This is a genomic window from Micromonospora sp. RTP1Z1 (assembly GCF_033804685.1).
Taxonomy (GTDB): domain Bacteria; phylum Actinomycetota; class Actinomycetes; order Mycobacteriales; family Micromonosporaceae; genus Micromonospora.
In genome coordinates this window covers 24,389-45,993 of the sequence record NZ_JAPFQV010000023.1, presented here as the reverse complement: position 1 = coordinate 45,993, position 21,605 = coordinate 24,389, and the positions used below count along the sequence as shown (strand labels likewise).

18 protein-coding genes are annotated in these 21,605 nt (G+C 74.5%); 12 read left to right on the top strand and 6 right to left on the bottom strand.

Translation table 11 applies throughout. The features are described 5' to 3' along the window. The first annotated feature begins 45 nt into the window (after positions 1-45). Both SLP03_RS14010 and SLP03_RS14005 read left to right on the top strand, forming a co-directional pair. A complete protein-coding gene (locus SLP03_RS14010; protein ID WP_319461022.1) occupies positions 46-192 on the top strand; it encodes a hypothetical protein in 147 nt (48 codons plus the stop codon). Beyond that, complete coding sequence (locus SLP03_RS14005) at positions 189-1,475, top strand: PQQ-binding-like beta-propeller repeat protein (RefSeq protein WP_319461021.1); 1,287 nt, start codon at positions 189-191, stop codon at positions 1,473-1,475. Before SLP03_RS14010 ends, SLP03_RS14005 begins: the two co-directional genes overlap by 4 nt. A gap of 8 nt (positions 1,476-1,483) precedes the next feature. On the opposite strand, the gene SLP03_RS14000 is transcribed toward SLP03_RS14005, so the two are convergent. After that, entirely contained in the window at positions 1,484-2,677 is a 1,194-nt protein-coding gene (locus SLP03_RS14000; RefSeq protein WP_319461020.1) for a peptidase C39 family protein, read from the bottom strand. A 162-nt stretch (positions 2,678-2,839) separates the two neighbouring features. On the opposite strand from SLP03_RS14000, the gene SLP03_RS13995 reads away from it, so the two are divergent. The 5 genes from SLP03_RS13995 to SLP03_RS13975 all read left to right on the top strand — a co-directional run bounded on the left by SLP03_RS13995 (position 2,840) and on the right by SLP03_RS13975 (position 9,053). Next, a complete protein-coding gene (locus SLP03_RS13995; RefSeq protein ID WP_319461019.1) occupies positions 2,840-3,508 on the top strand; it encodes a response regulator transcription factor in 669 nt (222 codons plus the stop codon). After that, positions 3,505-4,662: a HAMP domain-containing sensor histidine kinase gene (locus SLP03_RS13990; RefSeq protein ID WP_319461018.1), complete on the top strand. Its 1,158-nt coding sequence runs from the start codon at positions 3,505-3,507 to the stop codon at positions 4,660-4,662. The genes SLP03_RS13995 and SLP03_RS13990 overlap by 4 nt, the downstream gene beginning before the upstream one ends. Positions 4,663-4,974: 312 nt before the next feature. Further along, positions 4,975-7,515: a malectin domain-containing carbohydrate-binding protein gene (locus SLP03_RS13985; protein ID WP_319461017.1), complete on the top strand. Its 2,541-nt coding sequence runs from the start codon at positions 4,975-4,977 to the stop codon at positions 7,513-7,515. 80 nt (positions 7,516-7,595) lie between these two features. Continuing rightward, complete coding sequence (locus SLP03_RS13980) at positions 7,596-8,498, top strand: AEC family transporter (RefSeq protein WP_319461016.1); 903 nt, start codon at positions 7,596-7,598, stop codon at positions 8,496-8,498. Positions 8,499-8,666: 168 nt separating this feature from the next. Beyond that, positions 8,667-9,053 (top strand): VOC family protein, encoded by a 387-nt coding sequence (locus SLP03_RS13975; RefSeq protein ID WP_319461015.1) that lies wholly within the window; start codon positions 8,667-8,669, stop codon positions 9,051-9,053. Positions 9,054-9,118: 65 nt separating this feature from the next. Here the strand turns inward: SLP03_RS13975 and SLP03_RS13970 are convergent, their stop codons facing one another. The 4 genes from SLP03_RS13970 to SLP03_RS13955 all read right to left on the bottom strand — a co-directional run bounded on the left by SLP03_RS13970 (position 9,119) and on the right by SLP03_RS13955 (position 15,113). Next, positions 9,119-10,006, bottom strand: coding sequence for a hypothetical protein (locus SLP03_RS13970; protein ID WP_319461014.1), 888 nt, complete (start codon positions 10,004-10,006; stop codon positions 9,119-9,121). 291 nt (positions 10,007-10,297) lie between these two features. Further along, positions 10,298-12,400 (bottom strand): 3-hydroxyacyl-CoA dehydrogenase NAD-binding domain-containing protein, encoded by a 2,103-nt coding sequence (locus SLP03_RS13965; protein ID WP_319461013.1) that lies wholly within the window; start codon positions 12,398-12,400, stop codon positions 10,298-10,300. Next, positions 12,397-13,590 (bottom strand): acetyl-CoA C-acyltransferase, encoded by a 1,194-nt coding sequence (locus SLP03_RS13960; protein WP_319461012.1) that lies wholly within the window; start codon positions 13,588-13,590, stop codon positions 12,397-12,399. The genes SLP03_RS13965 and SLP03_RS13960 overlap by 4 nt, the downstream gene beginning before the upstream one ends. A 200-nt stretch (positions 13,591-13,790) precedes the next feature. Continuing rightward, positions 13,791-15,113: a ribonuclease D gene (locus SLP03_RS13955; protein ID WP_319461011.1), complete on the bottom strand. Its 1,323-nt coding sequence runs from the start codon at positions 15,111-15,113 to the stop codon at positions 13,791-13,793. A 224-nt stretch (positions 15,114-15,337) separates the two neighbouring features. Between SLP03_RS13955 and SLP03_RS13950 the strand changes: the two genes are divergently transcribed. Together SLP03_RS13950 and SLP03_RS13945 are read left to right on the top strand one after the other, a co-directional pair. Beyond that, positions 15,338-16,603, top strand: a complete 1,266-nt coding sequence (locus SLP03_RS13950; RefSeq protein WP_319461010.1) for a trypsin-like peptidase domain-containing protein — start codon at positions 15,338-15,340, stop codon at positions 16,601-16,603. A gap of 142 nt (positions 16,604-16,745) precedes the next feature. Continuing rightward, positions 16,746-17,507: a hypothetical protein gene (locus tag SLP03_RS13945; RefSeq protein ID WP_319461009.1), complete on the top strand. Its 762-nt coding sequence runs from the start codon at positions 16,746-16,748 to the stop codon at positions 17,505-17,507. Between the two features lie 117 nt (positions 17,508-17,624). Here SLP03_RS13945 and SLP03_RS13940 read toward each other — a convergent pair whose 3' ends face one another. Beyond that, positions 17,625-18,197 carry a DUF3000 domain-containing protein gene (locus SLP03_RS13940; protein WP_319461008.1) on the bottom strand — a complete coding sequence of 191 codons (573 nt, stop codon included), beginning with the start codon at positions 18,195-18,197 and terminating at the stop codon, positions 17,625-17,627. A 178-nt stretch (positions 18,198-18,375) separates the two neighbouring features. On the opposite strand from SLP03_RS13940, the gene hemE reads away from it, so the two are divergent. Genes hemE through hemQ form a run of 3 tightly spaced genes read left to right on the top strand, consistent with a single transcriptional unit; the run spans position 18,376 to position 21,586 of the window. Beyond that, positions 18,376-19,476: a uroporphyrinogen decarboxylase gene (hemE, locus tag SLP03_RS13935; RefSeq protein ID WP_319461007.1), complete on the top strand. Its 1,101-nt coding sequence runs from the start codon at positions 18,376-18,378 to the stop codon at positions 19,474-19,476. A 2-nt stretch (positions 19,477-19,478) separates the two neighbouring features. Next, positions 19,479-20,888, top strand: coding sequence for a protoporphyrinogen oxidase (gene hemG, locus SLP03_RS13930; protein WP_319461048.1), 1,410 nt, complete (start codon positions 19,479-19,481; stop codon positions 20,886-20,888). Next, positions 20,885-21,586: a hydrogen peroxide-dependent heme synthase gene (gene hemQ / locus SLP03_RS13925; RefSeq protein ID WP_319461006.1), complete on the top strand. Its 702-nt coding sequence runs from the start codon at positions 20,885-20,887 to the stop codon at positions 21,584-21,586. The genes hemG and hemQ overlap by 4 nt, the downstream gene beginning before the upstream one ends. Positions 21,587-21,605 lie beyond the last annotated feature (19 nt).

Here is a 21,605-nt window from a genome sequence, read left to right as displayed (position 1 = left end):
CGGCGGTGCCGACCGGCTGCCGGGCGGGGACGGGGAGGGGTGGCCGTGGCCGTCATCGATCTGGGCGAACTCCGCGACGACCAGGTGCCCGGACCGCCGCTGCCCGGCCTGCTCGGCGACTGCCGGGTCGGCGCGGGCCTGCTCGTCCGTTGGCGGGCCGACGGCGGGTTCGGGCTGTGGCGGCTGCCGTGAGCCCGGTGATCGAGCTGGGCGAGCTGCGGCACGGCGACGAGGTCGAGCCGCCGCCCGACCCGCGCCGGCCCCCCTCCCGGTCGGTACGTCTCGCGGCGCTGCTCTGCGCCGCGCTGCTCAGCCTGACCGGTTCGGCGGCGGTCCCCGGGCGGCGGCCGTCCGTGACGGTGCCCGCCCCGCAGGGCGCCGGCTTCCTGGTGCTCGCCGACCGGCTGGTGGTCGCCGACGGGCCGGGCGCGGTGGGCCGGGCGGGTCGGCTGGTGACCGGGCACCGGCTGCCCGGCGGGGAGCCGCTGTGGCGGTTCGTCCTCCCCACCGGCGACCACGCGCTCGGCCTCACCACGGTGGCCGGCACGCCGCTGGTGATCAGCAGCCCCGCCGGGGCCGGCGACCCCGCCTCCACCGCGCTGGACCCGGACACCGGTGCGGTGCGCTGGCGGCAGCCCGGCTACCCGGTCCGGACGGAGTCCGACGGCCTGCTCTTCGAGACGCCCCGGGCGGACGGGACGGGCACCGTCCGGTCGGTCGACCCGGTGTCGGGCCGGTCCCGGTGGGCGTTGCCAATGCCCGGCAACGGGCTCGCGTACGAGGTCGGCGACCGGGGCGTGACGCGGGTGGTACTGGTCACCGCCGCCGGCCGGGTGGAGGTCCACGACGCCGGCTCGGGGGCGCTGCTGCGCGCCGGGCGGGTGCCGCCGGCCGCCGACGGGGTGTCGTACCGGATCACCCAGGTCGTCGGCGGCCTGCTGCTGGTCGACGGGGCGCCGGGCACCGTCACCGCGTACGGCCTGGACCGGCTGGACCGGCGGTGGAGCATGCCGGTCGGCCCGTCGGCCACGGCCTGGTTCGCCGACTGCGCCGGGGTGGTCTGCCTCCGCGAGCAGGGCCCCGGGGTGCAGGCTGTCGACCCGGTCACCGGGCGTGTTCTCTGGACGGACGACCGCTGGCTGGGGATCGGCCCGGTCGACGGCCGGCTCCTCGCCAGCGCCGCGGCCGTCGGCCTGGAGATGGACCTGTCGGTGGTCGACCCGCGTACCGGCGGCATCCTCGCCCGGCTGGGCCGCTGGCGGCTGGGCGGCGGGGACCGGTACGAGTCCGTGCTGCTCGGGCTCCGCCGGCTCGGCGGGGACCGGACCCTGGTCGCCGACCTGGACGTCCCGGCCGGGCAGGCCCGGGTCCGGGCCGTGCTGCCGGGCTCATGGGACGACTGCGCCGCCGCGGCCGCCGCCCTGGTCTGCCTGCGGCCCTCCGGCGGTCTGGTCGTCTGGCCGGACCGCCGCTGATCAGCGGCTTACCAGTTGGCCTGCGCGGGGGCGGGCGGCAGCGGCACCGAGGCCGGCCGGATCACGTACGCCAGGCCGCCGCTGCCGCCCAGCCAGGCGGCCTGGAACCGGTCCCGGTCCACGGTCCTGCGGACCCCGTCGTCGTCGGAGGCGTACGGGTCGTTGAGCACCGGGTCGCCGTCGGCGGTGAAGCCGACCAGCACCATCAGGTGTCCCCGGGTGTCGTAGTCCAGCCCGGGCACCTCCCCGGCGCGGAAGGCGGCCGACACGACCAGCGGAATGCCGGCGGCGACGAACTCCTCCGCCTCGGCCAGCGACCGCAGCCGGGTGACGAGGGCGTCCACCCCGTACAGCCCCGCGTACGCGGTGTTGAACGACCAGTTCCCCGCGCCGGCGTAGGCGTGGTCGTAGCATCCCCGGGCGGCGTGCACCACGACCGGGCGGGGGCCGGGCGGGGTCACCCAGGCGTACCGGTCCGGGGCCGGGCCGGCGCCCCAGAAGTCCAGCACCATCGACACGCAGGTGGGGCTGCACCAGGAGTCCCCGCCGCCGCCCCAGCGGGTCTCCCCGCCGCCGTGCAGCCGCTGCGCGTACCGGGGCACGTCGAGCACCCGCCCCCGGGCGGCGCCGGCCGCCGCGGTGGCGGCCGGCGGGTCGGGCGGGTCCACGTCCTCGGCCGGGGCCACCGCCCCGACGGTACGCAGCACCGGGCCGGCCGTGACGTCGGTGCGGCGGAACAGGGTGACCCGTGCCTGCCAGCCGGTGATCGCCGAGCGCAGCGCGCCCATCGTGTCGACCGTCGCCCAGGCCTCGTCGTGGGTCTGGCCCGGGACGGAGGTGCGGTGGATGGCGGTGTCGTCGGCAGCCCAGCGGCCCAGCACGTACCAGTCGGTCGACGGCGTGCCCTCGTCCCAGCCGCGCAGCTCGACCTGGAGCCAGCCGCCCTCCGGGGTGTCGCCGGTCCAGGACGGGACGATCTCGTCGACCAGAAAGCCCGTCCACACCACCGGGGCGGTCCAGGTCGCCCGGTCGTACCGGGCGGTGCGGCCGGTGTGCGGGTCGGTGTGGTCGAGCTGCCCGACCGGCGCGCCGATCGCCAGGCCGCCCGGGACGGCGACCACGCCCTCGGCGATGCCCAGGTCGAGGTCGGTCGGCAGGCGGAAGCCGCGGTACGCGACGTTCCGCCCAGGCGTTCCGGTCACAGCAGCTCCGTCCGCTCGTCGCCGGCCGCCGCCCCTCCGGGCGCGTGTCGGTGGGTGCCGGGAAGCATCGCGTACCCGACGGTTTTCTGCAACGACGGCAAGGGACGCTGGTTTGGCGGCCGGCACTAGGTTGTCGGGAGGTCACGAGGCGAGGAGGCCGGGATGCGGGTACTGGTGGTGGAGGACGAGCGCAACCTCGCCGACGCGATCGCGCGGGGGCTGCGCAAGCGCGGCATGGCGGTGGACGTCGCCTACGACGGCAGCGCCGGGCACGAGGCCGCCTTCGTCACCCGGTACGACGTGGTGGTCCTCGACCGGGACCTGCCCGGCGTGCACGGCGACCGGATCTGCGCCGACCTGGCCGCCTCCGGCACCCTGACCCGGGTGCTGATGCTCACCGCCAGCGGCACCGTCGCCGACAGGGTCGAGGGACTGCAGCTCGGGGCCGACGACTACCTGCCCAAGCCGTTCGCCTTCGACGAGCTGGTCGCCCGGGTGCAGGCGCTCGGCCGGCGGGCCACCCCGGCCGCCCCGCCGGTGCTGGAGGTCGCCGACCTGGTGCTCGACCCGGCCCGTCGGGTGGTCACCCGGGGCGGCGAGCCGGTCGACCTGACCAACAAGGAGTTCGGCGTCCTCGCCGAGCTGCTCAAGGCCCGCGGCGCCGTGGTCTCCAGCGAGGAGCTGCTGGAGCGGGTCTGGGACGCGAACACCGACCCGTTCACCACGATCGTCCGGGTCACCGTGATGACGCTGCGCAGGAAGCTCGGCGACCCGCCGCTGATCGAGACGGTGGTGGGCGCCGGCTACCGCACCTCCGAGGTGGCCCCGTGAGCGCGTCGCGGCTGCGTCCCACGTTGCGGCTGCGGCTCACCCTGCTCAACGGGGTGCTGCTGGTGGGCGCCGGGGCCATCCTGATGCTGCTCGCCTGGCTGCTCGTCCGTGACGCGCTGCGCCCCACCGACGAGCTGCTGCCCGGGACCACGGTGGTGCTCGCCGACGGCCGCACCCTCGACGCCGGGCAGTGGCAGCGGGAACTGGTCGACGCCGCGTCGTGGGAGCTGCTGGTCAAGGGGCTGGTGGCGCTGCTGGCGATCAGCGTGGTCGGGGTCGCCGGGGCGTACGCGGTGGCCGGCCGGGCGCTGCGCCCGCTGCACCAGGTCACCGCGACCGCCCAGCGGCTCGGCGAGGCCACCCTCGACCAGCGGATCGGCTGGTCCGGGGCGGACGACGAGGTGGCCGAGCTGGCCAAGACGTTCGACGCGATGCTGGATCGGATCACCGCCGCGTTCGAGGCGCAGAAACGCTTCGTCGCGAACGCCTCGCACGAACTGCGTACCCCGCTCGCGGTGATGCGGACCGAGATCGACGTGACGCTCAGCGACGACGAGGCGGACATCGCCGAGTACCGCCGGATGGCCACCGTGGTCCGGGACGCCTCGGAACGGGCCAACGGGCTGGTCGACGCCCTGCTGGTGCTGGCCCGCAGCGAGGCCCAGACCGGCCGCCGGTTGGGCCGCCGCGCCGAGTGCGACCTCGCCGCCGGCACCGCCAACGCGCTCTCCGCGGTCGCCCGCGAGATGGAACGGATCGGCCTGCGGGTGCAGACCTCGCTGCTCCCGGCGCCGGTGGTCGGCGACCCGGGGCTGCTCGACCGGCTCGCCGGCAACCTGATCGAGAACGCGGTCCGCTACAACCACCTGCACGGCCGGATCTGGGTGCGTACCGGCACGGACGGGCAGCGCTCCTGGCTGGTGGTGGGGAACACCGGCTTCGAGGTCGCCCAGGCCGACGTGCCGGGACTGTTCGAGCCGTTCCGGCGCGGCGGCCAGGAGCGCACCGGGGCGCGCGGCTCCGGCCTCGGGCTCTCCATCGTCCGCGCGGTCTGCGACGCGCACGGCGGAGCGGTCACGGTGCTCGCCCAGCCGGGCGGGGGTCTGGAGGTCACCGTCACCCTGCCGTCGGCCGACGCCCCCTGCCCGAACTGACCGGGCCTCCGTTCGGCGTCGCCGGGAGCGGCGGACGGCGCGGCGGTCCCCACCGATCCACCATCCACGGTCACCTTTTCGTGCGGGCGGGCCCACTGTCCCGTCCGGCCACCCAGGGTGGTCGGGCGGGTGCGTCCGAGGGTCGGATACAAAACGCGGCGGGCGCTGGACGGCGGGTGGACCGGTGCCGCAGGGTGTGCAGTGCGCCTTGCCTCACCCGGCCGTACCCCGGCGGCCGGACGGGTGCCTCACACCCCCCGCCGCGCCGGGAGTCCGCCGGTCCTGTCCGCGCATGCACAACCGGAGCTGCCAGTGACTCATCCCTCGGCCCTGACCCGCCGGGTCCTCGCGGCGCTCACCGCGGTCGCCCTCACCGCCGCCGGCCTCACCGCCGCCGGCCCGGCGACTGCCGCGCCCGACCACACCACGCTGGTGAAGGAGGTCCCCTCCACCGCCTCGCCGGACATCATGGACGGCACCGTCGACGCCATCTACGACGCCGGTACGAAGATCATCGCGGTGGGCGACTTCACCCGCGTCCAGAACCGCAACACCGATGTGGACATCCCCCGCAACTACGTCCTCGCCTTCGACAAGGCCACCGGGACGGTGGACACCGCCTTCGCCCCGACCGTCGACAACGAGGTCTACGCGGTGGTCGCCGGGCCCACCGCCGGCACCGTCTTCATCGCCGGCAAGTTCAACACCGTCAACGGGGTCACCCGACGCAAGGTGGCCCTGCTCAACGTCGCCACCGGCGCGGTGGTCACCAGCTTCGCCGGGCCGGCCTTCAACGGGCTGGTCAACGACGTCGCCCTGGTCGGCGGCCGGCTGCTGGTCGGCGGCATCTTCACCACCGCCGGCAACCCCAACCCGCGCGGCGGGCTCGCCTCGCTCAACGCCAGCACCGGCGTGGTGGACAGCTACCTGACCGCCACCCTGACCGAGCACCACAACTACGACGGGGTCAGCGGCGCCAACTCCGGCGTCGGCGCGAACAAGCTCGCCGTCTCCCCGGACGGCACCCAACTCGTGGTGATCGGCAACTTCAAGAAGGCCGACGGGGTGCTGCACGACCAGATCGTCAAGCTCGACCTCGGCGCGACCGCGGCCACCGTCGCCGACTGGAACACCAGCCGGTACACGCCGCGCTGCGCCTGGTGGGCCTTCGACACGTACGTGCGGGACGTCGCGTACGCCCCGGACAGCAGCTACTTCGTGGTGGTGACCACCGGCGCCCCGAACGGGGGCACCCTCTGCGACGCAGCCGCCCGCTGGGAGGCCGGCGCGACCGGTGCCGAACTCCAGCCCACCTGGGTCGACTACTCCGGCGGGGACACCTTCCTGTCGGTGGGGATCAGCGAGCAGGCGGTCTACGTCGGCGGCCACTTCCGCTGGCTCAACAACAGCTTCGGGGGCGACTCCGCCCAGGCCGGCGCGGTGGGCCGGCCCAGCATCGCCGCGCTGGACCCGCTCAGCGGCCTGCCGCTGTCCTGGAACCCGGGCCGGCACCCGCGCGGCATCGGCGCGTCGGAGATGCTGGTGACGCCGAGCGGCGTCTGGGTCGGCTCCGACACCTCCTGGATCGGCAACTTCCAGTACCGGCGGGAGCGGATCGCGTTCTTCCCGCTGACCGGCGGGGCCGCCCCGCACCCGAGCAACACGGCGAGCCTGTCCGGCAACGTCTACCGGGCCGGCGTCCCGGCCCCGACCAACGTGCTCTACCGGGTGAACGCCGGCGGGCCGCTGGTCGCCTCGACGGACAGCGGGCCGGACTGGGCGGCCGACGACTCCGACAACCCGAGCCCGTACCACAACACCGGCAGCAGCACCGCCGGCTTCGGCCCGGTGGGCGGCGTCGACGCCACCGTGCCGGCCGGCACCCCGGCCACGCTCTACGGCGACGAGCGCTGGGACTCCGGGGGCGACCCGGAGATGCGCTGGGAGTTCCCGGTGCCCGCCGGCACCGAGATCCAGGTCCGGCTCTACCTGGCCAACCGGTACGACGGCACCTCGGCCCCCGGCTCCCGGGTGTTCGACATCTCTGTGGACGGCAGCCTCGTCCTCGACGACCTGGACCTCTCCGGCGCCGTCGGGCACAACGTCGGCACCATGCGCTCCTTCACCGTCGTCAGCGACGGCTCGGTCGACATCGACTTCGGGCACGTCGTGGAGAACCCGCTCGTCGACGGCATCGAGATCGTCAAGACCGGGCCGCCGCCGGCGGGCACCGGCGACGAGGTGGAGGTCCGCCCGTACGACGGGGCGACCACGGTCGGGGCGACCAGCCCGGTGGCCAACCCGGACGGCAGCGCCTGGTCCACCGCCCGGGGCGGCTTCTGGGTGGGCGGCACGCTCTTCTACGGCATGAACGGCGCGCTGTGGCGGCGTACCTTCGACGGCGCCACCTTCGGCACGCCGACGCTGGTCGACCCGTACCACGACGCGTACTGGGACGCGGTGGAGACCGACTCCGGGCCGGCCGGCCAGACGTACGTCGGGGTGACCAGCGACTTCTACGCCGAGATCCCGAACGTGAGCGGGACGTTCTACACCAGCGGCCGGCTCTACTACACCCTCGCCGGGCAGGGTGGGCTCTACTGGCGCTGGTTCACGCCGGACAGCGGCGTGGTCGGCGCGGACAAGTTCACCGTCGCCGGGGTGGGCGGCCTCGCCGACGCCGGAGGGCTGTTCGTCTCCGGCACCACCCTCTACAAGGTCAACCGCGGCACCGGGGAACTCTCCTCGACCGACTGGGCCAACGGGGCGCCGACCGGCGCGTTCGTGGTGCGCAGCGGTCCGGCCATGGATGGCAACGACTGGCGGGCCAAGGCGGTCTTCGTCGGCCCGTAGCGCGGACCCGTGGGGCGTCCGGCCCGGTCCCGACCTCGGGGCCGAGCCGGGCCCGTCCCGGCCCCCCGTACGCTGCTGCGGTGCTCGCCGCCTTCGTACCCATCTGGACGTTGACCGGACTGGGCTGGCTGACCGGGCGGTACCGGCTGCTGGGCGAGGACGCCGAACGGGTGCTCGGCGGCTTCGTCTTCCACCTGGCGATGCCGGCGGCGCTGTTCACCGTGCTGTCCCGGACCCCGCTGGAGTTCCACGCCCGGGCGCTGGGCGCGTTCGCGGCCGGCACCGCCGCGACCATGGCGGTGGCCTTCGCGCTCGCCGTCCGGGCGCGCCGGACGACCGGCGAGGCGACCATCGGCGCGATGGCCGCCGGCTACGTCAACTCCGCCAACCTCGGCATCCCGGTGGCCCTCCAGGTGGTGGGCGACGCCGCCTTCCTCACCGAGGTGCTGCTCTTCCAGGTCCTGGTGATCACGCCGGTGCTGCTGGTGCTGCTGGACCGGGGCACCGGGCGGCGGCTGCGACCCGGCCGGCTGCTCACCCTGCCGCTGCGCAACCCGGTGATCGCCGGGCCGGCCCTGGGCGCCCTCTGCGCCGGCCTGGGCTGGCAACCGCCGGGCGCGGTGGCCGGCCCGCTGGCCCTGCTCGGCGCCGCGGCGGTGCCGACGGCGCTGGTGACGCTCGGGCTGTCGCTGACCGGCGGCGGCGGGCCCCGGCCGACCGGGGCGGGCGGCGAGGTGGCCGTGCTCAGCGGCCTGAAGCTGGTCGTCCAGCCGCTGGTGGCCTGGCTGGCCGGGCTGCTCGCCGGGGTCGGGGCGGCGCAGCTGCTGGCCCTGGTGGTCTGCGCCGCGCTGCCCACCGCGCAGAACACCTACCTCTTCGCCCGAGAGTACGACAGCGGCACGGCGGTGGCCCGCGGGACGGTGATCGTGAGTACCGCGCTGTCGATGGCCACCCTGGCCCTGATTGGCTGGCTGCTGAGCTGAAAGCCGTTGTGTGACAGGCCGGCGGGGTGACATGATCGGCCGCGTCAGCCCGACGCGCGGAAAGGGGGTGCGGTCGATGTCCACCATGAACAGTCCCGCGCCCCGCCCCGGTCACCGCTGACAGAATCCACCTCCGCGGGGCGCACTCCACATCAGGAGGAAGCACCCGTGAGTGCGCTGATCCACTGCGTCACCGTCGAGTCCGACGACCCGTACACCCTGGCCAGCTGGTGGGCGGGGGCGCTCGACCGCCGGCTGCACGACGACGACCACCCCGGTGACCCCGAGGCGGTCCTGGTCGCGCCCGGCGGCCACGGCCCCGACCTGCTCTTCGTCCAGGTCGGGGAACGGCACGGCAAGGGCGCGTTCCATGTCGACCTGCAACCGGCCGACCGGACCCGGGACGCCGAGGTCGAGCGGCTGCTCGGGCTCGGCGCCGCCCTGGTCGCCGACCGCCGCCGGCCGGACGGCACCGGCTGGGTGGTGCTGGCCGACCCGGAGGGCAACGAGTTCTGCGTCTGCCGGAGCGCGGCGGAACGGGCCGCGTCGGCGTAGCCGCCGGTACGGGACGGGCCCCCTCCGCCACGGCGGAGGGGGCCCGGACCACCGGCTCGGGCGGGTCAGCCCTTCTGCTCGATCTGCCCACGCATGGTGACCAGCTCGGCCTGCGCCTGCGCGCCGGACTTGAAGTAGATGACGATCACGCCAAGGCTGCCGCGGTCGGCCCAGACGCAGACGCCCACCTGGATGGCGTCGGCCTTGCCGTCGCCGCACTTGGCGTTACCGCCCAGCGGGCCGGCGTCCACCGTATTGAACGTCGTCACCGTCAGCTCGCTGGAGAGGCCCTTGGTGGCGTCCTCCAGCTCCTTCTTCGGGTCGGCCAGCACACCGGACGCACCGGCGATCATGACCAGGTCCTTCTTGTCCGGGTTGCCGTAGAACGCGCCGACGGTGCTGGTGGCATCCGGGACGTTCTTCTTCATCTCCGAGCTCATGTCCTCGGCGGCGGACGTCAGCTTCGGGTCCGTCACCTTGGGTCGGCCGGCCAGCGTCGCGGGCGCCACCATGCGGGTCTTGGTGGCCTCCACCACGTCGCCTACCGGGCCCTTGGCGGCGAAGAAGAGGACCGCGGCGCCGCCCAGGCAGAGCACCACCACGACGGCCAGCGTGATCAGCAGGATCCGTCCGACGTTCGACTTCTTCGGCGGCGGGCCGGCCGGGGCGCCGTAGGACGGCTGGCCGCTCTCCAGGTAGGAGCCGGCCTGCGGCGCGGGCTGCTCGCCCGGGTAGCCGCCGTACTGCGGGCCGGGCTGCTGCGGCGGCGGGTAACCACCGCCGTACTGCTGGCCCGGCTGCTGCGGGGGGTAGTCACCGCCGTACTGGGGGCCGGGCTGCTGCGGCGGGTAGCCACCGCCGTACTGGGGGCCGGGCTGTGGCGACGGGTAGCCGCCGGGCTGCTGCGGCGGCGGGTAAGAACCGGGATACGGATTGGAGGGCGGCTGGGACACGTGTCAGCTCCAGGTGAAGATTGGGACCAGTGATGGTAGCCAGGCCGACCGACCGCCCGCTGACCGCCCGCTGCCGAGGTGACGAAACCGCCGCCGGGTCGTGACCGGGCGGGCTGAGCTGGCGCACCGTTCCCGGGAAAGATCCGGCCGCCGCGATGCGGGCCGGGAGGCCCGGGTTGGCGTGCTGTCGGGCCGGGAGGCCCGTCCCGGGCCCGGGAAATGACGACCGCGGTGGCCGGTCCGTCCGGGAGGGGACGGTCGGCCACCGCGATCGTGGGGGAGCGGGGTGGATCAGGCGCGCAGGCTGGCTACCCCGCGCGGCAGGAACCGCTGGCCGGTGACCCGCTCGGAGGTGCCGGTCCGGTCCAGGTACGGCGTGACGCCGCCCAGGTGGAACGGCCAGCCGGCGCCGAGGATCATGCACAGGTCGATGTCCTGCGCCTCGGCGACGACGCCCTCGTCGAGCATCAGCCGGATCTCCTGCGCCAGCGCGTCGAGCGCGTTCTGGCGTACCTGCTCGGCGGTGAGCGGCTGGTCGCCGACCACGAGGAGCTTGGCCACGTCGTCGTTGACCTGGTCGTCGACCACGATCGGCTGTCCGGACTCGGCGATCCGCTTGAGGTTCTCGCTGACGTGGAACCGGTCCGGGAACGCGGCGTGCAGGGTGCCGCCGACGTGGTACGCGACGGCCGGCCCGACCAGCTGGAGCAGGGCGAGCGGGCGCATCGGCAGGCCCAGCGGGTCCAGCGCGCTGTTCGCCACGTCCAGCGGGGTGCCCGCGTCGACGGCGGCGAAGACCGTGCCGAGGAAGCGGGTGAGCAGCCGGTTGACCACGAACGCCGGGGCGTCCTTCACCAGCACCGAGGACTTCTTCAGCTGCTTGCCGACCGCGAACGCGGTGGCCAGGGTGGCGTCGTCGGTCCGCTCGCCGCGGACGATCTCCAGCAGCGGCAGCACGGCGACCGGGTTGAAGAAGTGGAAGCCGACCACCCGCTCCGGGTGCTCCAACTCCTCGGCCATCGCGGTGATCGAGAGCGACGAGGTGTTCGTTGCCAGCACCGCCTCCGGCTTGACGATCTTCTCCAGCTCGGCCCAGACCTGCTTCTTGACGTTCAGGTCCTCGAAGACGGCCTCGATGACGAAGTCACAGTCAGCGAACGACGTGAGCTGGCCCGGCGTGGACGCGGCGAAGGCCTCGGCCTTCGGCGAGCCGCTGATCAGGCCGTACAGCTTGGCGGCGGTGCCCTTGTCCATCCGGCCCCTGCTGACGGCCTTCTCGATCTGGGTGTGCACGTAGCCGACGCCCTTGTCCACCCGGGACTGGTCCAGGTCGGTCAGCACGACCGGCACCTGGAGGCGGCGGGCGAAGAGCAGGGCGAGCTGGCTGGCCATCAGGCCGGCGCCGACGATGCCCACCTTGGTGACCGGCCGGGCCAGGCCCTTGTCCGGCGCGCCGGCCGGCCGCTTGGCCCGCCGCTGCACCAGGTCGAAGGCGTACAGGCCGCTGCGCAGTTCCTCGGAGAAGACCAGGTCGGCCAGGGCCTCGTCCTCGGCGGCGGTGCCGGTGGCGAAGTCGGCGTCCTTCGCCGTCTCCAGCAGGTCCAGCGCCTTGTACGCGGCCGGGACCGCGCCGTGCAGCCGCTGGTCGAGGGTCTGCCGGGCGAAGTAGAGCACGCCCGCCCACATGTCCTTGTCGACCTCGGGCCGGGTCACGGTGACCGTGCCGGAGACCACCCCGGCGGCCCACTCGAGGGACCGTTCCAGGAAGTCGGCCGGCTCCAGCAGGACGTCCGCGATGCCCATCTCGGTTGCCTGCTTCGGCCTGAGCATCTTGTTCTGCATCAGCGGGTTCTGGATGACCACCTGGGTGGCGGCGGGGATGCCGATCAGGTTCGGCAGCAGTTGGGTGCCGCCCCAGCCGGGGACGAGGCCGAGGGAGACCTCGGGCAGCGCGAGGGCCGCCGCGCCGCCGGAGAGCGTCCGGTAGTGGCAGTGCAGGGCCAGCTCCAGGCCGCCGCCCATCGCGGCGCCGTTGACGAAGGCGAAGGTCGGGATCTCGCTGTCCTTGAGCCGGGCGAAGACCCGGTGGCCGAGCCGGCCGATCTCGAGGGCCTGCGCGCGGTCGGCGAGCGCCGGCAGGCCGACGATGTCGGCGCCGACGCAGAAGATGTACGGCTTGCCGGTGACCGCGATGAACGCCGGGTTCGCGGCCAGGGCGGCGGTGATCGCCTCGTCCAGGCTGGTCAGGCCGGCCGGGCCGAAGGTGTTCGGCTTGGTGTGGTCGAAGCCGTTGTCCAGGGTGATCAGGGCGGCCGGCCGGTCCAGGCCCGGCACCTGCACCGAGCGCAGCAGCGCCTTGGTGACGACCTCGTTCGGGGCGGAGAGCGCGCTCACTTGTTTCCCTCCCAGTGCGGGTTCTCCCAGATCACGGTGCCGCCCATGCCGATGCCGATGCACATGGCGGTCAGTCCGTAGCGGACCTCGGGGTGCTCGGCGAACTGCCGGGCGAGCTGGGTCATCAGCCGGACGCCGGATGAGGCGAGCGGGTGGCCGATGGCGATCGCGCCGCCCCACTGGTTGACCCGCGGGTCGTCGTCGGCGATGCCGAAGTGGTCCAGGAAGGCGAGCACCTGCACGGCGAACGCCTCGTTCAGCTCGAACAGGCCGATGTCGTCGATGGTCAGGCCGCCGATGCGCAGCGCCTTCTCGGTCGACGGGATCGGGCCGACGCCCATCACCTCGGGCTCGACGCCGACGAAGCCGAACGACACGAGCCGCATGGCGACCGGGAGGCCCAGCTCGCGGGCGACGTCCTCGGAGGCGAGCAGGCTGGCCGTGGCGCCGTCGTTCAGGCCGGCCGCGTTGCCCGCGGTGACCTTGCCGTGCGGGCGGAACGGGGTCTTCAGGGTGGCGAGCTTCTCCAGCGAGGTCTCCCGGGGAGCCTCGTCGGTGGTGGCCAGGCCCCAGCCGGCCTCCGGGTCGCGTACGGCGACCGGCACCAGGTCGTCCTGCAGCTTGCCGTTGGCGTACGCCTTGGCGGTCTTCTGCTGCGAGGCGAGCGCGAAGGCGTCCGTGCGCTCCTTGGTGATGTGCGGGACCCGGTCGTGCAGGTTCTCCGCGGTGGCGCCCATGACCAGGGCGGACGGGTCGACCAGCCTCTCCGCGATGATCCGCGGGTTGGGGTCGACGCCCTCACCCATCGGGTGGCGGCCCATGTGCTCGACGCCGCCGGCGATGGCGATGTCGTACGCGCCCATGGCGATGCCGCTGGCGACGGTGGTGACGGCGGTCATCGCGCCGGCGCACATCCGGTCGATCGAGAAGCCGGGGACCGTCTTGGGCAGGCCGGCCAGCAGGGCGGCGGTGCGGCCGAGGGTCAGGCCCTGGTCGCCGATCTGGGTGGTGGCGGCGATGGCGACCTCTTCGACCCGCTCCGGCGGCAGCTGCGGATTGCGTCGCAGCAGCTCACGGATGCAGCGGATGAGCAGGTCGTCGGCGCGGGTGTTGGCGTACATGCCACCCGCCTTGCCGAACGGGGTGCGGACGCCGTCGACGAAGACGACATCTCGGACTTCACGGGGCACTTGAGCCTCCTAGCCGGCACTGGCAACTTCCTCGGATGCTACTCGCCAGTAACCAACCCCGACACCACCCCCCGTGTGGCCCACCCCACAACAACGCCACCCGCCCCGCCCACAGCGAGTCGATCAAGAAGTTCGCGTCCGTGGATCGGCGTGCCGCGGACGAAAACTTGTTGATCAACAGCGTGGGTGGGGCGGTGGGGTCAGGCGGTGGGGTCCGCGAGGGCCTGGGTGAGGTCGGGGAGGAGGAGGGCGATCTGCCATTCGCGGGCATTGAAGCCGCGCAGCGTCTCCGCGACCGTGTCGTCCGTGACCCCCTCGGGCGGAACCCAGGCGAGGCGGCGGATCGAGTCGGGGGCGATCAGGTTCTCCGCGGGCAGGGTGTGCTCGCCGGCGATCCGGACCACCACCTCCCGGCAGCGGGCCAGCCGGCCGGCCGCCACCGGGTCGCGCTCGGCCCAGCGGTGCGGCGGCGGCGGGCCCTCCACGGTCGGGGCCACCGGCAGGGCGTCCAACGGCAGTTGGCGGGCGTCGTCCAGGGCCGCCAGCCAGGTGCGGGCCAGCCGGCGTACCGACCGGCCGCCGAAGCCGGGGAGGGTGAGCAGGGTCTTCTCGTCCGTCGGATCCAGCTCGGCGGCGGCCACGATGGCCGAGTCGGGCAGCACCCGGCCCGGGGCGGCGTCCCGCCGGGCGGCGATCTGGTCCCGGGCGTACCAGAGAGAGCGGACCCGGGCCTGCGCCCGCGCGCCCCGCACCCGGTGGATGCCGGAGGTACGCCGCCAGGGCTCGGCGCGCACCCGGGGCGGACGGGCGCCGGAGCGGACCAGCGCGGCGAACTCCTCCGCCGCCCACGCCGACTTGCCCTGCAGGCGCAGCTCCTCGTCGAGGGCGTCCCGCAGGTCGACGAGCATCTCCACGTCCAGCGCCGCGTAGGTCAGCCAGGACTCCGGCAACGGCCGGCTGGACCAGTCCGCCGCCGAGTGGTGCTTCTCCAGCGTGTAGCCGAGCAGCTGCTCGGTCAGCGCGGCCAGACCGACCCGCTCGAAGCCGGCCAGCCGGGCGGCCAGTTCGGTGTCGAAGAGCCGGCGGGGCCGCAACCCCACCTCGGCCAGGCAGGCCAGGTCCTGGCTGGCGGCGTGGAGCACCCACTCCGCCTCGCCGATCACTGTGTCCAGGGCAGCGAGATCGGGCAGCGGCAGCGGGTCGATCAGCGCCGTGCCGGAGCCGGACCGGCGCAGCTGCACCAGGTAGGCACGCTGGCTGTACCGGTAGCCCGAGGCGCGTTCGGCGTCCAGGGCCACCGGTCCGCTACCCGCGGCGAAGCGGGCCACGACCTCGTCGAGCTCGCTCGGGGTGGCCACCGGCGCGGGCGTGCCGTCGCGTGGCGCGGTCAGCGGTACGGGCCCGCCGGTGGTGGGTTCGGTCCCCGCGTCCGCAGGCTCCGGCGCGGCCGGTGACGGGTGCTGGGATGCCTCTCCCGTACGGCTTTCGGCGGGCCGACGGCGCAGGGGTGGTTCGTCGGTCACCCGACAACCCTAGTGCGCGACCGGATCCGGTGTGCGCAGCCGGTCGGGTGCGTGTCGACGCGGTTGCCGTCGAGTGTCGTGGCGGGGTCGGGTGGCGCCGACGTGGCAGGGTCGGACATCGGGGGAGACAAACCGCGTTCGCGCAGGTACGGTCCATCGAGCCGCCGAGGGGTCGAGGGTCGCTGGCGTCGCGGCACGGCGTCTACGGGGAGGACGTGGCGATCATGACGGCTGGGTACGGGTCGGGCGACGGGACGCCGGGACACGGTGCCGACGAGGCGACCGAGGTCGGCCGCGCGGAACGTTCCGACGACGGCCGGCCGGGTCCGCTGCCGCCGCGCTTCGAGCCGCACCGACCGGTCGTCCCCGGCCACCCGCCGGCCGTCCCCAGCCCGCCGGCCGTTCCCGGGCCCCGGGCCGGCTGGTCCCCGCCCCCGAACAGCGGCCAGTTGGGCAGCCCCACCGACGCTGGTCCTGCCGCGCCGGGGGCGCTGCGCGGGCCGGGCGGATGGCCACCCGCCGAGCCCGTGCCCGGGCAGCCGCCCGGCGCCGAGGCCGGGTTCCCGGGCGCCTTCGCCGGCCAGTCGACCGCCGGACCGGGATACCCAGCTGGGCAGCCGGTCCCGGTGCCCGCGTACCCGGGCGGGCAGCCGTTCTCCGGGCCGGCGTATCCGGGTGGGCCGGCCGGGTGGCCGGTACCCGCGGCCCGGCCCGAACGGCGGCGCCGGCTGCCCGTGGTGGCGCTCGCGCTCGCCGTGGTGCTGGCCCTCGTCGCGGGGGTGCAGGCGTACCAGCTCCACCGGCTGGACGACCGGCTCGCCGCGACCGACCGCCGGCTGGCCGACGCGCAGGGCGCCGACGGGAGCCGGATGGACGACCTGGAGAAGCGCGCGGAGGCGCTGGAGAAGCAGGCCGGCGCGGCGTTCAACCCGGAGGCCGTGGCGAGCGCCGTGCTACCCAGCGTGTTCCGGGTCCGGGCCGGCCAGTTCACCGGTACGGCGTTCGCGATCGGTAAGCCCGCCGCCGGCGGCACCACCCTGCTCACCAACTTCCACGTGGTGGAGTCGGTGTTCGACGGCGGCGGCCGGAAGGTCTTCCTGGAGCGGACCGACCAGCGCTTCGAGGCCACCATCGTCAAGGTCGACAAGGCCAAGGACCTCGCCCAGCTGCGGACGACCGCCAAGTTCAGCGGCCTGGTCGCCGCCGCCACGCCGGTCAAGTCCGGGCAGCAGATCGTCGTGGTCGGCGCCCCGCTGGGCTTGCAGGACAGCGTGACCACCGGCGTGGTGAGCGCCTTCCGCAAGGACGAGGGCGGTTCCGGTCCGGTCATCCAGTTCGACGCGCCGATCAACCCCGGCAACTCGGGCGGGCCGGTGATCAACGGCTCGAAGGAGGTCGTCGGCATCGCCACCGCCAAGGCCCGGGACGCCGAGGGCATCGGCCTCGCCGTGCCGATCAGGACCGCCTGCGACACCTTCAAGCTCTGCTGACCGAACGACCCGGCCGGGCGATCGGCCTTGACCGCATGCCGCACCGTCGAACCTGAGGCGGCCGACGATGTCGGCCCTCGACCCGCAGACCCGGCCCCTCGGGGCCACCCCACGGGGGACCAGCAATCCGGAGGAAGAAATCATGTCCCAGCCACCTACCGGCCCGGAGGGCTACCCGCCGGCCTACCCGCCGCAGCCGCCGGCCGGCGGCGTCTACGGCAACCCGTACGGCGCCGGCCAGTCCGCACCGCAGGGGTACGGCCCGGCCCAGCCGGACCCGACCGTGCCGCAGCCCGTCCAGCCCGCGTCCGCCCCGCCGGTCCCCGGCCAGTACGCGCCCGGCTCCGCTCCGGTCTCGGGACCGACGTACCCGCAGTCGTACTCGGCGCCGCCGATGTCCGCCCCGCCGGTCTCCGGTCCGGGCTTCGGACAGCCGATGTCCGCCCCGCCCGGCTCGTTCCCGCCCTACGGTGCCCCCGCCGCGGGCGCCGGCAAGGGTCGCACCACGCTGATCCTCGCCGTCGTCGCGGGGCTTCTCTTCGTCCTCGGCGGCGTGATGACCGGCCTGTTCGTCACCAAGAGCAGCGAGCTGAACCGCACCGAGACGAAGCTCTCCGCCCAGGTCAGCGAGCGGGACGGCACCATCGCGGCGAACAAGCAGGAGATGGAGAAGCTCAAGACCGATCTCCAGTCCGTGCGGGACAAGCTGGCCGACACCGAGCAGGACCTGACCGGCACCAAGAACGACCGGGACGAGCAGGCCCGGCAGAAGAAGGTCATCGCCACCTGCCTGGACAAGCTGACCCAGGCGATGGCCGCGGCGTCGGCCGGCAACCGGGCCGCCTTCGAGAAGGCCAGCAAGGGCCTGAACAAGGTCTGCGACGAGGCCGAGAACTACCTCTGACCCGCGGACCGCGCGTCGATCATGGAGTTGTGGTGCCCGCCGAACGGGGCGAAGCGCCAGGAATGAGGCGCCACAACTCCATGATCGACTCCGGGACGGGACGTCACGGGAGGGGAGTCAGGCGGTGCCGGCGGGGCGGCGGGACGGAAGGGCCGTCACACCGGGTGGGGGGAGACCGGCGGTCGAGGCCAGCAGGGCGCACCAGCCCAGCAGATGCGGGGCCAGGTCGACGCCGAGCGGCGTCCAGGAGGCCCGGATCTCGATGTCGCCGGCCGCGGGCGGGCCGGCCAGCTCCCCGAACCGGGTCGACAGGGTCTGGGTGACCGTGCCGCCGATCGCCCGGTGCCCGGCGTGCTCCGCGTCCAGCGCGTCGGTCAGCCAGGTCCAGCCGACGACGGGCAGCAGCGGGTCGGCGGCGAGATCCACCTCCAGCTCGGCGGTCACATACGTGACCAGCCGCAGGGTGCCCTGCCACGCCTCGTGCCCGGCCGGGTCGTGCAGCAGGATCAACCGCCCGGTGGCCACCTCGTCGCCGTCGCGCAGCACGGCGGCGGAGAGCGCGAACGCGTACGGGGCGAGGCGCTGGGGTGCGCCGACCTCCTCCAGCACGATTTCCTGCCGACAGGTGACCGACCGCAGTCCGGCGACCGCGCGGGCGAAGGTTTCCGGGAGCGCGATCGGGGGGGCCATGCCGGCAGCCTATGCCGCCGCCCGTCCGGTCGTCGGCACGGCGCGCCGAGGGGCGCGGTCACGATCATCGGAGCGCGGAACGGGTCACCGCCGGCGGTCCGTACCGGTGTCGCGGGCCCCGTCACAAAAGGCGGCGGTGCCCGCTGGCGGCACCCGGCGGCGTGGCACGATTGCCGCGATGACCACCGACACCACGGGCACTGCCGCCCGAGACGGAGAACCCCGCCGCGGCGGGCCGGCCGACTCGCCCTTCGTCCGGGCCTGCCGCCGTGAGCCCGCCCCGCACACCCCGGTCTGGTTCATGCGCCAGGCCGGCCGGTCGCTGCCGGAGTACCGCGAGATCCGGGCCAACGTGGGGATGCTGGAGTCCTGCCGCCGCCCCGAGCTGGTCGCCGAGATCACCCTCCAGCCGGTCCGCCGGCACGGGGTGGACGCGGCGATCCTGTTCAGCGACATCGTGGTCCCGGTGGCCGCGGCCGGGGTCGACCTGGACATCGTGGCCGGCACCGGGCCCGTGGTGGCCGAGCCGGTGCGTACCGTCGAGGACGTCGAACGGATCCGCCCGATCACCCGGGACGATGTGTCCTACGTGGACGAGGCGGTCCGGCTGCTCGTCGCGGAGCTCGGCGACACCCCGCTGATCGGTTTCGCCGGCGCCCCGTTCACCCTGGCCAGCTACCTGGTCGAGGGCGGCCCGTCGCGTACCCACGCCAAGACCAAGGCGCTGATGTACGGCGAGCCGGAGCTCTGGCACGCCCTCTGCGACCGGCTGGCCGAGGTGACCCTCACCTTCCTGCGGGTGCAGGTCGACGCCGGGGTCTCCGCGGTGCAGCTCTTCGACTCGTGGGCCGGCGCGCTCTCCGAGGCCGACTACCGCCGCTACGTGCTGCCGCACTCGGCGTCGGTACTCTCCGGGCTGGCCGACGCGGGCGTGCCCCGGATCCACTTCGGGGTGGGCACCGGCGAGCTGCTCGGCGCGATGGGCGAGGCCGGCGCGGACGTGGTCGGCGTCGACTGGCGTACCCCGCTCGACGTCGCGACCCGCCGGATCGGCCCGGACAAGGCCGTCCAGGGCAACCTCGACCCGTGCCTGCTGTTCGCCCCGTGGCCGGTGGTGGAGGCCGAGGTGCGGCGGATCCTCGACCAGGGGCGGGCCGCCCCCGGTCACGTGTTCAACCTCGGCCACGGCGTGCTGCCGGAGACCGACCCCGACGTGCTGACCCGGGTGGTCGCGCTGGTGCACGACCTCTCCGCGCGGCCGGTCGAGCAGGGGAGATGACGGTGCGGCGGCCGTGGCGGGTGGCGGTCGTCGGTGGCGGGATCACCGGTCTGGCCGCCGCCGTCCGGTTGCGCGACCGCGCCCCCGCCGGCACCGAGATCACCGTGTACGAGCAGTCCGGCGCCCTCGGCGGCAAACTGCGCACCGGCGAGCTGGCCGGGCAGGCCGTCGAGTTCGGCGCCGAGTCGTTCCTGATGCGGGACCCGGCCGGCGCGGAGTCCGCCGCGGTCAGCCTGGTCCGCCGGCTCGGGCTGGCCGACGAGATCGTCCATCCCACCGTCGGGCAGGCCGCGCTCGCCGTGGACGGCGGGCTGCGCCCGGTCCCGGGCGGGACCCTGGTCGGCGTACCGGGGGACCTGGCGAAGGTGGCGGCGGTGGCGACGCCGGCCGCGCAGGCCGACCGCGACGGTGGCAGGCCGCTGCTCGGGCCGGACGAGGACGTGGCCGTCGGCGTGCTGGTCCGCCGCCGCCTCGGCGACCAGGTGGTGGACCGGCTGGTCGACCCGATTCTCGGCGGGGTGTACGCCGGCCGGGCCGACGACCTGTCCCTGGTCACCACGATGCCGGCGCTGGCCCGGGCGGCCCGGGTCGAGCACACCCTGGTCGGCGCGGTCCGGGCCGCCCAGGCCGCCGCGCCGCGCGCCCCGGGCACACCGGTCTTCGGCACCCTGGCCGGCGGGCTGAGCACCCTGGTCGAGGCGGCGGCGACCGCCAGCGGCGCGATCATCCGCCGGGACGCCGCGGTGCGCGAGCTGCACCCGACGGCGACCGGTTGGCGGCTGGTGGTCGGCCCGACCCGGGAGCCGGAGCTGGTCGAGGCCGACGCCGTGCTGCTCGCGGTGCCGGCCCGCCCGGCCGCCCGGCTGCTCGCCGGCCCGGCGTCCGAGGTGGCCGTGGCCCTCGCCGGGCTCGACTACGCCAGCGTCGCACTGATCACCATGGCCCTGCCCCAGCCGGAGCTGCCCGAACTCTCCGGGTTCCTGGTACCCGCCACCGAGGGCCTGCTGATCAAGGCGTCCACCTTCTTCACCACCAAGTGGGGACACCTGCGCCGGGCTGACGGGCTCGCCCTGGTCCGCGCCTCGGTCGGCCGGTACGGCGACGAGACGTCGCTCCAGCTGACCGACGACGACCTGGTCGCCACCGTGCACCGGGAGCTGTCCAAGGTGCTGGGCACGCCGCTGCCCACCCCGGTCGCCAGCCACGTGCAGCGGTGGGGCGGAGCCCTGCCGCAGTACGCCCCCGGCCACCTCGACCGGGTGGCCGCGGCCCGGACGGCGCTGCGCGCCGCCCACCCCACGCTGGCCCTGGCCGGCGCCGGTTACGACGGCGTCGGCATCCCGGTCTGCGTCCGCTCCGGCGAGACCGCGGCCGAGGAGATCATCACTGCCCTGGGAGGATCGGGATCATGACCGAGCAGACCAACGCGGCCCGGCTCAAGGAGCTGAACGCCACCGTTCGCTACACCATGTGGTCGGTGTACCGGGCCACCAGCCCGCTCCCGTCGCTGCGCGAGAACGTCATCGACGAGGTCGAGTCCCTCTTCGAGGAGCTGGCCGGCAAGGACGTGACGGTCCGCGGCACGTACGACGTCGCAGGCCTGCGCGCCGACGCCGACCTGATGATCTGGTGGCACTCCTCGTCCAGCGACGCCCTGCAGGACGCCTACCTGCGGTTCCGGCGGACCACGCTGGGCCGGGCGCTCACCCCGGTCTGGTCGCAGATGGCGCTGCACCGGCCGGCGGAGTTCAACAAGAGCCACATCCCGGCGTTCCTCGCCAACGAGGAGCCCCGGGCCTACCTCTGCGTCTACCCGTTCGTCCGCTCCTACGAGTGGTACCTGCTGCCGGACGCCGAGCGGCGGGAGATGCTCGCCGAGCACGGCCGGCTGGCCCGCGGCTACCCGGACGTGCGGGCCAACACGGTCGCCTCGTTCGCCCTGGGCGACTACGAGTGGATGCTCGCCTTCGAGGCCGACGAGCTGCACCGGATGGTCGACCTGATGCGCGACCTGCGGGCCTCCGGCGCCCGTCGGCACGTCCGGGAGGAGATCCCCTTCTACACCGGCCGCCGACGGTCGATCGCCGACATCGTCACCTGCCTGGTCTGACCGGCGACACGGAACGGGC